This window comes from Amycolatopsis sp. NPDC039088 (genome assembly GCF_055598845.1).
Map to the genome: position 1 here is coordinate 114,250 of NZ_JBVKAE010000015.1, position 13,318 is coordinate 127,567.

Here is a 13,318-nt window from a genome sequence, read left to right on the forward strand (position 1 = left end):
TTTTGTGTAGTTGATCCAGGGAGGGTTCGTGCTCGCGCGGCAACGACAGGCGGTGATCCTCGAAGAGGCGCGCCGGACCGGGGCGGTCCGGGTCAGCGACCTCGTCACGAGGCTCGGCGTCTCCGACATGACGGTGCGCCGCGACCTCGACGTGCTCGCCGGCCGTGGTCTGGTCGAAAAGGTATACGGCGGCGCCACCTCCATTGTCGGCAAAAGCACCGACGAGCCCGGTTTCGAGGCCAAATCCGTCCGTCAGCGCGTGCAGAAGGAAGCGATCGCCGCCGTCGCGGCCGGGCTGGTCCGGCCGGGCACCGCGATCGGCATCTCCGCCGGCACCACCACCTGGACGCTGGCCAGGGCGCTCGACGGGATCCCGGGACTGACGATCGTCACGAACTCCATCCAGGTCGCCGACGTACTGCGCGGCGAGAGCCAGCCGGAGCGCACGGTGGTCCTCACCGGCGGAGTCCGCACCCCGTCGGACGCGCTGGTCGGGCCGGTCGCGGTGCAAAGCCTGCGCTCGCTGCACCTGGACGTCGTCTTCCTCGGGGTGCACGGGATGGCCGACGGCCCGGGTTTCACCACCCCGAACCTCACTGAATCCGAGACCGACCGCGCCTTGGTCGAAGCGGGCCGCAAGCTGGTCGTGCTCGCCGACCACACCAAATGGGGCATCGTCGGGATCTCCACCATCGCCGGGCTCGAAGAGGCCGACGTCGTCGTCTCGGACGACGGTTTGTCCGACAAGGCAAGGGAAACGCTCACCGAACAGGCAGGTGAGCTGATGATCGCCGAAACGGCGGAGACGGCTGAGGCTGAAGAAGCGTGAAACGCACGGTAAGGCACCTGGCCGACGGCCGGGAAATCATCTATTTCGACTCTCCCGGCGCGCCGGAGCGCACCGCCGAGGACACCCGTGATCTGCCGCAGGTCGCGGCGGCGTCGGAGATCCGGCGCGATCCGCTGACCGGCGAGTGGGTGGCGATGGCCGCGCACCGGCAGACGCGGATCTACAAACCGCCGGCCGACCTGTGCCCGTTGTGCCCCACGAAACCCGGGAAGCCCAGCGAGATCCCGGAGCCGGACTACGACGTCGCGGTGTTCGAGAACCGCTTTCCCTCCTTCGCCCGCAACGTCATCGGTGATTCGTCCACAGTGGATGGTGCCGGGCTGGTGCCCGTCGCGCCGGGGGTCGGCCGCTGCGAGGTCGTCTGCTTCACCAGCGATCACGACGGTTCTTTCGCCGGGCTGACGGCCAAACAGGTCCGCGCGGTCGTCGACACCTGGGCCGACCGCACCGCCGAACTGTCCGCGATGGACGGAATCGAACAGGTCTTCCCGTTCGAGAACCGCGGTGAAGAGATCGGCGTGACACTGCACCATCCGCACGGCCAGATCTACGGCTACCCGTTCGTCACGCCGAAGACCGAGCGGATGCTGGAGGTCGCCCGCGCGTACGAGGCCGAGCACGGCCGTCCCGTGATGGGCGACGTGCTGGCCGCCGAGCGCGAATCCGGCATCCGGGTCGTGGTCGCGGGGAAGCACTGGACCGCGTTCGTGCCGCCCGCCGCCCGCTGGCCGGTGCAGGTCCAGATCGTGCCGCATCGCCAGGTGCCCGACATCCCCGCGCTGTCGGACGCGGAGCGTGACGAGTTCGCCGACGTCTACCTCGAAGTCCTTCGCCGCTGCGACGGGCTCTACGACCGGCCGCTGCCCTACATCGCGGCCTGGAACCAGGCGCCCGCCAAACGCGATCGCGGACTCGGCTGGCTGCACCTGGAGGTGTTCTCGGTGCTGAGGTCGAAGGACAAGCTGAAGTATCTGGCCGGTTCGGAGTCCGGGATGGCCGTGTGGATCAACGACGCCACCCCCGAGCAGATCGCCGAGAGGCTGCGCGCCACCCACTGATGAGGCCATACTCATGAGCGACGCACAGCTTTGGCTCAGGAACCTCTCAGGACCATCCCGCAAGGTAGAGACATGACCGAGAACGATCCCAGCGGCCAGAACGCCGAGCAGGCGCGGCCCGCCGGCGCTCAGCCGGACGCGGAACAGAGCGCGAGCTGGGCGGCTCAGCCCGCTCCTTCGCAGCCTGACGCGACCGGCCTCGGCGGCCATGCCGCTCCCCAAGGTGGACAGGCCTACCCCACGGAACAGCAGTACAACCCGTGGTCGCCCCAGGCACAGCAGACCCAGACGCAGCAGGCGGCGACCTCCGAGCACCAGGCGCAGGGCACCTTCACCCAGGGACATCAGCTCCCGGGGCAGCAGGCGCCCTATGGGCAGCACGCCCAGCCGGGTCCGTCGGTCTACGCGGTCCCGCAGCAGCGGCAGGCTTCGAAGTCCACTTCGGGCAAGCTGCTCGCCGGTGTCGCGGCGATCGCCCTCGTCGTGGGCGGCGTCGCGGGCGGCACCGTCGGCTACCTGACCGGTGACGCCTCCGGCGGCAACTCCGTGAACGCGCTCGACGCGCCGAAGCCCGCCCAGCAGACGGGCAACGTGCCGGCGGGATCGGTCGAGTCGGTGGCGCAGAAACTGTCGCCGAGCGTGGTCGAGCTGCAGGTTTCCGGCCGGTCCGGTGCGGGCGAGGGCTCCGGCTTCGTGCTCAGCACCGACGGCTACGTGCTGACCAACAACCACGTCGTCGAGGTCGCCGCGGCTGGCGGGCAGATCCAGGCGGTGTTCCAGGACGGCAAGAAGGGCACGGCGACCATCGTCGGCCGCGACCCCACGACCGACATCGCCGTGGTGAAGGTCAGCGGCGTCAGCGGCCTGACCCCGGTGGAGCTCGGCCGGTCCGACGACCTGCGGGTCGGGCAGCCGGTGGTCGCCATCGGTTCGCCGTTCGAACTGGCGGGCACGGTCACTTCGGGCATCGTCAGCGCGCTGAACCGGCCGGTGAGCGCCGGTGGCAACGGTGACCAGACCACGGTGATGTCGGCGGTGCAGACCGACGCGGCGATCAACCCCGGCAACTCCGGCGGCCCGCTCGCGAACATGTCCGGCCAGGTCATCGGGATCAACTCGGCGATCTACAGCCCGAAGTCCGCGCAGAGCCAAGGCGGCGAGAGCGGCGGCAACGTCGGCATCGGCTTCGCCATCCCGATCGACCAGGCGCGCCGCACGGCCGACGACATCATCAACACCGGCCAGGCGACGCAGACCTTCATCGGCGCGCGGGTGCAGACGGTGCCGACAGGCGGAGCGCAGCTCGGTGAGATCTCGCCGGGCAGCCCCGCGGAGAAGGCGGGCCTCAAATCCGGCGACGTCGTGACGAAGCTGGACGACCGGCCGATCCCCAACGCGGACGCGCTCGTCGCCGCGATCCGCACGCGGGCGCCGAACGACAAGGTCAAGTTCACGCTCAGCGGTGACAAGGTGGTCGAGGTGACCCTCGGCGGCCAGCCGGTCACCCCGAACTAGATTTCCCCCAACGCTCGGCCGCAGTGCGCGGCCGAGACCAAACCCCGGCTCGGACCCCCAGCGGGCCGGAACCAGAGGCCACGTGTGACCGGCTGCCAATCCCGGTCACGCGTGGCCCCTTTTTATCGCGGGGGAGGTAACCCCAAGGTGGTGTGTCCGTGAAGGCCTCCTTCCCTACTTTCAAGGTAGGGAAGGAGGCTTTCGCTACCGTCGGATGTACTTCGGTAACGCGAGATCCGGGTCTGAGCACGCGAGTGCGGTGTCGCGTCACCCAGCTGCCGTCTCGCCCGAAACACGACACGTTTGCCTTACCCCTCAAGAGAGCCCGAATCGCGACTCACGACCAACCCGGCCACGAGCACACCGAGCCAGACGACGCCCAGGGTAACCAGCAGCCCGGTGACGGTGTCGGCATCGTGCAGGCCGGGATTGGCGGCGCCGCCGAAAGGTCGCCACAGCAACGGAATCGCGAGCAGCGTAAGCACGCCGGTGAGTACCGCGCCCGTCTTCACCGGGGTCCCCCAGCGCTCCGGCAGGAATCTGCTCAGCGCGAGCCCGGCGGCGCCGACCAGAGGCGCGACCAGCAGGTCGTGCACCAGCGGGCCGCCGACAAGCCAGCCGAATGTCCCGAAGACGTCCGGCCGTAAAGGGAACGCGTATTCGGCGAACAGCACCGCGCCCCAGGCGAGTGCGCCAAGGCCGGGCAGGAGCAGCAGCAGCCGCAGCGTTTTCACAGCGTCTCCAAGCGGGTGACCCATTTGGTCTGCAGGACGCCCGGCCGGTTCGGGGCGATGATCCGGCACGGGAAGCCGTGGTCGGCGTCGAGGATCTCGCCGTTGAGTTCCAAGGCCAGCAGGGTGAGTTCGTCCTCGGTGTGCGCGCCGGGCAGTTCGCTGATTCCGTAGATCCCGGCTTTCTCCAGCGAGAACACGCGGACCGGCGTTCCCGGGGAGCTTCCGGCGTTTCGCAGCAACTCTCGCACCGAGACACCGCTCCAGCGCGCGGACTGGCTCCAGCCCTCGACACAGGCGATCGGCAGGTCGGCCGACGTCTGGGGCAGGGCGCGGAGCTGGTCCAGAGAATAGGTTTTCGTGCCGTTCGGGGTCACCACCGACAGGCGCCAGTTCGGATCTCGGGCGGCGTCGAGGACACCGGCAGCCGCGGCCGTCCGGTTCACCGGCAAGCCCCGCGGTCCCTTGTCATTGCGCCAAGACAGTCCGGAAACGGTGCGCAGCAACGGAATCGTCGCGCCCGCTGTCGCGACGACGGCGACGCCCGCGGTCAGCCATGTCGTACGGAGAAAGGCCCGTCGTGAGGGTTCGGGCTCGGTGGTGAGCGCGCGGCGGACCACCGGCAGTTTCACCGCGACGTGTACCAGGATCGAGCCGATCGCCACCCACGCGACGGCGTAATGCAGCTGCGGGAAGTAGAACGTCCACGGGTAGTTCTGCGCGACGTTGAACAGGCCGGTGACGAGTTCGAAGAACGCGGCCGCGGACAGCACCAGGATCGAGAGGCGTTCCAAGGCGTGCGGCAGGCCGCGGATCACCGGGCGCTCGAACAGTTTCGGGAAGACGCTCCACAGTTTGGCCAGCAGCAAGGGAATCGACGCGATCCCGGACAGCACGTGGGTACCCTGCGTGACCCGGTACAGCCAGACCGGGCGGCTCGGCCAGCCGAACCACGACGGCGGATGCTGGATGAGATGGCTGACGAGGCCGGTGACGAAGCACAGAGTGAACGTGACGGCGAGGGCGAGCCCGATCCGGGACGTCACCCGTTCCGAATGCGCGACGGACCGGAACCTCATGATTTCTCCAGGCAGGCGAACCAGCGGTGGTCGCGGCGGGTGGCCCAGGCGACGCGGAACGCGGTACGGGCGGCGAGTTCGGCGATGGCTTCGACGCCGACCCACGCCCAGGTGAACCAGGCGCCGTCGTCGGGACGCAGGCGGACCCGGTCCTGGCGGACGCCGCGGCCGGGTGGGTCGAGTTCGACGAGCACCGTCCCGCCGTCGGCAACCAGCTCGGCCGTCCGCGACAGCAGACGCAGCGGATCGCCGCCGATGCCGATGTTCCCGTCGGCGAGCAGGACATGCCTCCACCGTCCTTCGCCGGGGACGCGGTCGAAGACGTCGCGGCGGAGCGCGACGGCACCCCGGGCGTGGGTGAGCCGTACGGCAGTGGCCGAGATGTCGACGCCGAGTGAGGCGATGCCGCGTTCGGTCAGCGCGGCGGTGAGCCTGCCGGGGCCGCAGCCGATGTCGAGGGTCGGGCCGGAGCAGGCGTCGAGGAGAACGTCGTCCCCGTCGCCGGGCACGGCCGTCCAGCGGTCCACCGGCAGCTCGACACGTTCTCCGGTCGCCAGTTCCAGCCAGCAGCGCTGTCCCAGCAGACCGGTGTCGAAGGCGGTCACCGGACTTCGACGACCGCTCGGGCGAACCGGCCGTGCGGATTCGCCGCCGCCACCCGGCGCGCGTCCGCGATGGTGTCCACATCGGACAGTGTGGGCAGGATGCCGGGGCACAGGCCGACGTCGGTCAGCGCCCGCAGGGTCTCCTGTCCGGTGTCGTGCCGGGACATCGGGACCCCGGCGAGTACCTTGGCGTGCAGGGGATCGGCCAGACCGAGCGCCCACCAGCCACCGTCCTCCGCGAGCCCGAGAACGGAATCCCGGGTGGTCAGCGTTTCCGCGGCCGCGGCCAGTGCATCCGGCGTGACCTGCGGGGTGTCCATGCCGATCTGCAGCACCGGCCGGCCGGGATGGAGGGCGGCGACGTCGGCGTGGGCGTTGGCGAGACGGACGTCGAACCCGTTGCCACGCTGAGGAAGTACGTCCGTCTTTTCCAGGACCGCAGCGATCTCCTCGCCGCGCGCGGCGTCGCCGAGGTCGCCGGTCAGCGCGACGACTACGCGCGCTTCGGGTGTCAGCAGCGCGGCGTCGAGGGTGTCGAGCAAGGAGGCGGCCGCGATCCCGGCGGCCTGTTCCGGCGTCGCGGGCGGGCAGAGCCGTGTCTTCGCGAAACCGGGTACGGGCGCCTTGGCGACGATCAACAGGCAGAAGGTCATCGGCTCAGCACCCGCCCGAAATCCCGTGCGGCGCGCAGCGTTCCGCGCAGCGAACCGGAGACCTTCGACTTCGTGCCCTTGGCGCGTTCGCCGTAGGAGACGTCGAACTCGACGACCCACCAGCCCGCCCGCCGGGCCTTGATCAGCAGTTCGAGCGGGTAGCCGAAGGCACGGTCGGTGACGCCGAGGTCGAGGAGCGCTTGCCGCCGGACGGCCCGCAGCGGCGCGATGTCATGGACGGGAAGACCCTTGAGCCGCAACAAGGACGAGACCACCGCGTTGCCTGCCCGCGCGTGCCATGGCCAGACGCCGGAGCCGGTCGGCACTCGCCGTCCGACCGACAGATCGGCTTCGACGAGGCCGTCCACCAGCGTCGGCAGCTCGGCGAGGTCGAGAGAGCCGTCGGCGTCGGCGAAGCAGACGACGTCCGCGGTCGCCGCCTCCAGCCCCGTGTGCACCGCGGCGCCGTAGCCGCGCCGGGGCTCGTGGACGACCTTCGCCCCGAGCCTGGCCGCCACTTCGGCGGAGCCGTCGCTGGAACCGTTGTCGACCACGATCGCCCGGTAGCCATCGGGCAGGGCCGCCAATACCCCTGGGAGCGCACCGGCCTCGTCGAGACAGGGAAGCACGACGTCAACTTCGTCATCGTTCACGAACAGCACGGTAAGTCCGGGATGGACGGCCGAAAACCCTTGCCGTGCTTACCGAATCATGACATCGGCGAAATTCTTACCGTGTTCTGACAGTTCGCTTCTCCATTACGCCGTCCCCCGTGAACACCGCTATGGTGCCGGTTTTCACGGCTTCGCGATCAGCCGGGCCACGAACACCCCGGCGATCGCGACCAGCGCGGCCGCGGCGATCCACGGCCACACCGGCATCGAGTCGTCCACCGCCGGACGGGCGACCGCGGTTTCGGTCCGCATCACCGGATCGGCCGCCGCCTTTCCGGAACCCGCCGTGGTGAGCGTGAACGGAACCGAACCCGACACCGGATGGCCGTCCGCGGACACCACCCGGTACTTCACCGTGTAGACGCCGGCGGCGCCCAGTGCCCGCAGAGGCGCGGACAACTTCTCTCCGGTGACCACGGGCGCGCCGCCTTCCCAGTGCGACGAGCCGTCCGGACCGAGTACGGCCAGTTCGGTGAAGCCGCGGTCGAGCGGCTCGTTGAACACCAAGGTGACGGCGGCGGGCGCGGAAGCGATCGAGGAGTCCTTCGCCGGGTCGCTCGAAACGAGCACGCTGTGCGCCATGGCGGGCTGGACGACGGACAGCGACGTGAACAGCACGAGTGCGGCCATGAAGGCGCCGCGCAGCCGGTTTCGAGCCGATGGCCGGGAAAGCGACATGGGTGACCCTCACAATTGCGTCGGACGACCGGGGAATGGGAGCCCATGGTCGGGGACGGAATGGTCGGGAGCGTTGCGGTGGTGGGGGTTCGCGCTACAACCGTGTTAACGAAAACTCACCGGTGTTCGCGTGGCGGCAGCCGAAAACGGGCACGGTACCCGTGGCGTTCACTCGAATGGCCGCGCCAGGCGGCCATTCGGCCGCAGAACTCACAGCCGTCCGGCGGCAAGCGGCCCGGTTCCTTTACCTGGGCTTCATGTGACGATCATGCCTGGTAACGCGACACCTGGTTTTCTTCTGGCCCATCGAGCCCGTTCCCTTTTTCCCGCTCAATTCTCGTTTTCCGTATGGGAGGACGCCTTCGTGGCCTTGCGAGGAATCGCCCCGCGCCGTGACCAGCTGATCGCGGCGAGCCTCACCGGCGCCGTCGTGATCGTGGTCGGGTACGCCTCGGGTCTCGGCCTGAAACCCGGGACGGCGATGGCGGAGAACCCACCCGTGCTCACCCAGCCTCCGCCGTCGGCCGCCACTCCGCTGCCCGGCGGTGAACCGCCGCCTCCCGCGCCGATCCCTTCCCTGCCCGCACCCGCGGTTCCGGTCACCGACATCCCCGCCCCGATGGCCCCACCCGCGCCGCCCGGCGGCATCGAGGTCCCGCCCCCGGTGCCCGTCCCGGAACCCGTTCCCCCGCATCCGCATCCGGATCCGCCGTCGGTGACGCCGCCGCCCACTCCGCCGCCGCCCGGTACCGAGCTGCCCGCCTGCCAACCTGGTGTGTCGCAACAGGTTCTGGACACGGTCGCCGCGCTCCCCTTGCTCGGCGGGGTCACCGGTGGCCTCGGGGTGACGGGGGCGGACGGGCTCGGCGCGACCCTGCTCGGATACTGCCGCGCACCTGACGGCGCGGTCGTCCTCGAGACGGTCCCCGTGCCCGCGCCGGTCCGGTGAGTCATGGTCAAGACCTGGTATGTACTCGCCCGCTGCGTCGACTACTTCGGCATGACCCTGTTCACGGGCGGACTGTTCTTTCTCGCGTTCCTCTGGCCGGATGGAGCCGGGCGGAGCCGGGCGCGCATCGTCATCGGCGTCGGATGGCTGCTCGGTTTCGCCGGCACTGTCGCGGGTCTCGGCTTGCAGGGCGCGTGGTCGGCGCAACGCCCGGCCGCCGATCTCTTCGACTGGGATCTGCTCGGGCAGGTGCTGGACACGCAGTTCGGCCGCGTCTGGTTCGCGAAGGCGTTGCTGTGGCTGCTGGCGGGCGTCGTTCTCGCGGATCTGCTGCAACGCGGAAGGACCGCGGCGCGTTCGACGGCGTGGCGGGTCGGCGCGGGAGTGGTGACACTGGGGCTGCTGCGTACGACCGGATTGACCGGGCACGCGGTCGAAAGCACCCGGCCGTTGCTCACCCAGATCGCGGATCTCGTGCACCTGGCCGGGATCTGCGCGTGGATCGGCGGACTGGCCGTCCTGTTGTTCGGGGTGCTGTCCCGGCGTGATCCCGGCGAGCTCGCCGCCGTCGTGCCCCGCTATTCCCGGCTGGCGCTGGTGTCGGTGCTCGCGGTGATCGCGGCGGGCATCGTGCTGGCGTGGCAGACGGTCGGCAGCTGGACCCGACTGTCCACAACGGACTACGGGCGCACGCTGGTGGTCAAGCTGATCGTCCTCGCCGTCGTCCTCGTCATCGCGCAAGGCAGCAAAAGCTGGGTCGCCCGGCGCCTCGACTTCGCCGTCGTCCTGCGCGGCGACGCCGCCACCGTCCGTCCCTTCGTCTATTCCGTCGCCGCCGAGACCGCGCTCGTCATCGTGGTGCTCCTCGCGGCGAGCCTCCTCGTCACGGCCAGCCCCGGCCGGTGACCGCCCTACCGAAAGGAGTGTCCTTCATGGACAACCCAGAGCCCAAGAACCCCGCCGCCGAGTCGCCGCCGTCGGTGTCGCATCGGCGGACCTGGCCGGTGGCGGTGGCGATCCTCGCCCTGGGTGTCGCGCTGTTCAGCCTCGCCACCCTGCGGGGCGGGCAGCAGGCGGACACCGCCCAGACCGCCAATGTCGATCTGGCCGCGTTGTCGAAGCAGGGTCCGCTGGCGGTTCCGCTCTACCAGGGACTTTCCCAGGAGCAGGCGGCGCCCGCGGCGGCCTCGGCCAAGAGCGTCGAGATGATGGGCTACAAGTTCAGTCCCGCGAGCCTTTCCGTCGCCGTCGGCGACACGGTGACGTGGACCAACCACGACACCGCGCCGCACAACGTCGTCATCACCGACGGCCCGGAGAAGTTCACGTCGCCGACGTTGCAGCAGGGGCAGACCTTCAGCCACACCTTCACCAAGGCGGGCGACTACTCCTACTACTGCTCGGTGCATCCGGACATGAAGGCGTCGGTCAAGGTGGAGGGCTCCGGCACCCCGCCGACCTCATCACCGGCACCGACGAGCGCCCCGCCGACTTCGACCAGCAGCAAGCCGCCGACGTCGTCGCATTCGATGCCGCCGACCACCCCCGGCGGGGGATCCTGCGTGCCCAAGGGAGTGCTCCAGCCGATCATCGACCACGTCAAGGCCGCGCATCTGGAGACCTCACCCGGTCAGCAGGTGCAGGACATCCTCAACCTCGACCAGTACATCAAGACGCATACGGTGTGGCTGGAATCCGTCCTCGCCCCGGTGCTGGACGGTTCGGCCGACAAGGTCGTCGCCGACACGCTCGCGCCGATCATCGCGCACATCAAATCCGCGCATCTGGAAACGTCGCTCGGCCAGCAGGTCACCGATCTGCTGAACCTCGACCAGTACATCAAGACGCATACGGTGTGGCTCGAAACCGTGCTCACCCCGTTGCTGAACCAGGCCAGCTGCTGAGCAAGGCCTGTCGCTGAATCGGAGGGCCCGGCCGGTAAGCGGCCGGCCGGGCCCTCCGCCAGTATCCACGTTCCACTCCCACGGAGACGAGCGATGTCCGACACCGAACTCCTGCCCGCTCCGGTCCGATCCGGGCACCGGCTGCGTCCGGATCGATGCGTGATCGAGCCGTCGATCAGATTCCTGCGCTTCCCCTTGGCGCGTGGCAGGTTCGCCGCGACGGCGGGATATCTGGACGTCTCGGAGGACCCGGCGCTCTTCGTCGAACTCGACGTCCCTTCGCTACGCACCTATCCGTGGCCGTTGCGACGCTTGATTCTCAAGCGCTGCACGACCCGCGTACTCACCTTCACCTCCGACGAACTCGTCATCGACGAAAGGCAGGTAGTGATCGAAGGGCGGATCGGGGGAAGAGGGCTCGTGCTCGACGGAGATCTGCGTTATGTCGACGAAGAACGGATAGTCTTATGGGCCAAGGGAATTCTGCCCCGGCCACGGCGGGCGCCGTGGTTCGCCCGCCGGGTCCACGTCGAGATCGCCATCGAGTTCGTCCGATGAAGCGCGTCACCGGTCTCGCGTGTGCGGCGATCTTCCTGATCCTGCAAGCGATCTATCTCGCACCGCCGTCGAAGGCGGCTACGCAGCAGGTGATGATGCAGGACTACGCCTACGGTCCGGCGTCGCTGACCGTACGGGTCGGGGACACCGTCACCTGGATGCAGCACGATCAGGCACCCCACGACGTCGTCACGACGAGCGCCCCGGTCGCGTTCCGCAGCCCGCAGCTTTCGTCCGGGCAGAGCTGGAGCTACACCTTCACCAAGCCGGGCACGTATTCCTACTACTGCTCGGTGCATCCGGACATGCGCGCGTCGGTCACCGTGCTGGCCGCGGAGACACCCACGAAGCAGCCGGCCCCCGTCCCGCCGAAACAGACCACGGCGCGGCCGACCACTGCCCCGGCGTCGGCGTCGGCCAGTCCGACGGCGAGTGCGCCGCCGTCGAGCAGCGCGTCCCCGGCCCCGGCGGCTCCCGCGACCGAGCCCGCCACCCCCGCTCCTCCCGTGACCCAGCAGGCGGCGGCCACGGCACCCTCGCTCGACCCGATGCTGCTGATCGCCGGGATCGTCACGGCGGTGGCGGTACTGTGCCTGCTGCTCGTGGGGTCGCGACCGGCGGGGTGAGCGCGAGTCTTACCGAGTTCTGACGGACCGGGCTTCCCGGCCTTCGAACGTCGAAAACGTGGTTATGGTGCCGGTGATGTCCACTGTCACCGCCCCCGCCCGCACGGGACGCCGGGCCGATCTGATCGCCGTCGGCCTGGCGATGCTCGTCGTCGGTGCCGCGATCGCCGTCGGCCTCCACTACAACCGTCCCGGTTCCGGCGTGGTGATCTACGCCTTCGCGCCGCCGCTGTTCGGGCTGTGGTTGCCGCACGTCGGCCCCGGGACGGTCGCCGCCGTCGTGCTCGCGCTCGTGGTCGTCACCAAAGGTCCCTTGCTCGCCGCCCGGCTGCGCTGGCGTCCGCTGCTCGCGCTCGGTTACGCGGCCGCGCTGACGTGGACGTTCTCGCTGGCCATGATCGACGGCTGGGCCAGGGGGTTCACCGGCAGGCTCGCCACGGAACACGAGTATCTGCACGAGGTACCCGGGATCACCGACATCCCGCGGATGCTGAACGAGTTCTCCTCGCGCATCCTGGATTTCCGGCCGAACTCGTGGACGACGCATGTCTCCGGTCATCCGCCGGGCGCGACGCTGGTCTTCGTCTGGCTCGACCGGCTCGGGCTGCACGGCGGCGCCTGGGCTTCGACGTTCGTCGTGCTGGTCGGCTGCCTGGTCGTCGTCGCCGTCCCGGTGACGCTTTCCGCGCTGGGCAGGCAGGACGCGGCGCGGACGGTGCTCCCGTTCGCCGTGCTGACGCCCGGCGCGATCTGGATCGGCGTCTCGGCGGACGGGCTCTTCGCCGGGGTGACGGCCACCGGGATCGCGCTGCTGGCGCTGGCGGCCAGGCGGCGGATCCTCGCGCTTCCGGCCGGGTTGCTGCTCGGGTTCGGGCTTTTCCTTTCCTACGGGCTCGTGCTGCTGGGGTTGATCGCGCTGGCCGTCGTCGCGCTGACCCGCCAGTGGCGGATCCTGCTCCTCGCCGCGCTCGGGGTGGCCGCGGTCGTCGTGGCGTTCGCGCTGACCGGGTTCTGGTGGCTCGACGGCTATCACCTCGTGGTCGAGCGCTATTACCAGGGGATCGCCACGCTGCGCCCGTACTCCTACTGGGTGTGGGCGGATATCGCCGTGGTGCTGATCGGGATCGGCCCGGCCGTGATCGCCGGGACGCGGCGGGCGGGCGCGGAGTTCCTCGCCGGGCCGAAACGGTCGTTCCGCGATCCGGTCACGCTGATCGTGACGGCCGCGGTGCTGACGATCGTGTTCGCCGACCTGTCCGGACTGTCGAAGGCGGAGGTCGAGCGCATCTGGCTACCGTTCGCGGTGTGGCTGTTGCCCGCGGTCGCGCTGCTGCCGTCGCCCCGGCGGCGATGGTGGCTCGCCGCGCAGGCGGCCACGGCGCTGGTGGTGAACCATTTGGTGCTGACGAGCTGGTGAGCGCCTGTTGGCGAAGCTGAG

The 13,318-nt window shown here is 69.6% G+C and carries 15 protein-coding genes; 9 read left to right on the forward strand and 6 right to left on the reverse strand.

The genetic code is table 11. The features are described from left to right. Positions 1-28: 28 nt before the first annotated feature. From ACZ7KI_RS20750 to ACZ7KI_RS20760, 3 genes are all read left to right on the forward strand, one after another. Positions 29-829, forward strand: a complete 801-nt coding sequence (locus tag ACZ7KI_RS20750; RefSeq protein ID WP_465502734.1) for a DeoR/GlpR family DNA-binding transcription regulator — start codon at positions 29-31, stop codon at positions 827-829. Then, positions 826-1,908, forward strand: a complete 1,083-nt coding sequence (gene galT / locus ACZ7KI_RS20755) for a galactose-1-phosphate uridylyltransferase (RefSeq protein ID WP_470274736.1) — start codon at positions 826-828, stop codon at positions 1,906-1,908. The genes ACZ7KI_RS20750 and galT overlap by 4 nt, the downstream gene beginning before the upstream one ends. A 72-nt stretch (positions 1,909-1,980) precedes the next feature. Beyond that, positions 1,981-3,423, forward strand: coding sequence for a S1C family serine protease (locus tag ACZ7KI_RS20760; protein ID WP_470274737.1), 1,443 nt, complete (start codon positions 1,981-1,983; stop codon positions 3,421-3,423). A gap of 308 nt (positions 3,424-3,731) precedes the next feature. Here ACZ7KI_RS20760 and ACZ7KI_RS20765 read toward each other — a convergent pair whose 3' ends face one another. From ACZ7KI_RS20765 to ACZ7KI_RS20790, 6 genes are all read right to left on the reverse strand, one after another. After that, a complete protein-coding gene (locus tag ACZ7KI_RS20765) occupies positions 3,732-4,157 on the reverse strand; it encodes a hypothetical protein (protein WP_470274738.1) in 426 nt (141 codons plus the stop codon). Beyond that, positions 4,154-5,233 (reverse strand): molybdopterin-dependent oxidoreductase, encoded by a 1,080-nt coding sequence (locus tag ACZ7KI_RS20770; RefSeq protein WP_470274739.1) that lies wholly within the window; start codon positions 5,231-5,233, stop codon positions 4,154-4,156. The genes ACZ7KI_RS20765 and ACZ7KI_RS20770 overlap by 4 nt, the downstream gene beginning before the upstream one ends. Beyond that, on the reverse strand, positions 5,230-5,838 hold the full coding sequence (locus ACZ7KI_RS20775) for a methyltransferase domain-containing protein (protein WP_470274740.1): 609 nt from the start codon (positions 5,836-5,838) through the stop codon (positions 5,230-5,232). The genes ACZ7KI_RS20770 and ACZ7KI_RS20775 overlap by 4 nt, the downstream gene beginning before the upstream one ends. Continuing rightward, complete coding sequence (locus tag ACZ7KI_RS20780; RefSeq protein ID WP_470274741.1) at positions 5,835-6,491, reverse strand: TIGR04282 family arsenosugar biosynthesis glycosyltransferase; 657 nt, start codon at positions 6,489-6,491, stop codon at positions 5,835-5,837. The genes ACZ7KI_RS20775 and ACZ7KI_RS20780 overlap by 4 nt, the downstream gene beginning before the upstream one ends. Continuing rightward, on the reverse strand, positions 6,488-7,144 hold the full coding sequence (locus ACZ7KI_RS20785) for a glycosyltransferase family 2 protein (RefSeq protein ID WP_470274742.1): 657 nt from the start codon (positions 7,142-7,144) through the stop codon (positions 6,488-6,490). Before ACZ7KI_RS20785 ends, ACZ7KI_RS20780 begins: the two co-directional genes overlap by 4 nt. 144 nt (positions 7,145-7,288) lie before the next feature. After that, entirely contained in the window at positions 7,289-7,843 is a 555-nt protein-coding gene (locus ACZ7KI_RS20790) for a copper resistance CopC family protein (RefSeq protein WP_470274743.1), read from the reverse strand. 364 nt (positions 7,844-8,207) lie between these two features. On the opposite strand from ACZ7KI_RS20790, the gene ACZ7KI_RS20795 reads away from it, so the two are divergent. The 6 genes from ACZ7KI_RS20795 to ACZ7KI_RS20820 all read left to right on the forward strand — a co-directional run bounded on the left by ACZ7KI_RS20795 (position 8,208) and on the right by ACZ7KI_RS20820 (position 13,297). Then, complete coding sequence (locus ACZ7KI_RS20795) at positions 8,208-8,792, forward strand: hypothetical protein (protein ID WP_470274744.1); 585 nt, start codon at positions 8,208-8,210, stop codon at positions 8,790-8,792. A 3-nt stretch (positions 8,793-8,795) separates the two neighbouring features. Further along, on the forward strand, positions 8,796-9,698 hold the full coding sequence (locus ACZ7KI_RS20800) for a copper resistance D family protein (protein WP_470274745.1): 903 nt from the start codon (positions 8,796-8,798) through the stop codon (positions 9,696-9,698). Positions 9,699-9,724: 26 nt separating this feature from the next. Continuing rightward, positions 9,725-10,696: a cupredoxin domain-containing protein gene (locus ACZ7KI_RS20805; protein WP_470274746.1), complete on the forward strand. Its 972-nt coding sequence runs from the start codon at positions 9,725-9,727 to the stop codon at positions 10,694-10,696. A 93-nt stretch (positions 10,697-10,789) separates the two neighbouring features. Beyond that, the gene (locus ACZ7KI_RS20810; protein WP_470274747.1) at positions 10,790-11,254 is read left to right on the forward strand and encodes a hypothetical protein; all 465 of its coding nucleotides are present in this window, start codon (positions 10,790-10,792) and stop codon (positions 11,252-11,254) included. Then, a complete protein-coding gene (locus ACZ7KI_RS20815) occupies positions 11,251-11,880 on the forward strand; it encodes a cupredoxin domain-containing protein (protein ID WP_470274748.1) in 630 nt (209 codons plus the stop codon). The genes ACZ7KI_RS20810 and ACZ7KI_RS20815 overlap by 4 nt, the downstream gene beginning before the upstream one ends. A 64-nt stretch (positions 11,881-11,944) precedes the next feature. After that, positions 11,945-13,297 carry a hypothetical protein gene (locus tag ACZ7KI_RS20820; protein ID WP_470274816.1) on the forward strand — a complete coding sequence of 451 codons (1,353 nt, stop codon included), beginning with the start codon at positions 11,945-11,947 and terminating at the stop codon, positions 13,295-13,297. The last annotated feature ends 21 nt before the right edge of the window (positions 13,298-13,318 follow it).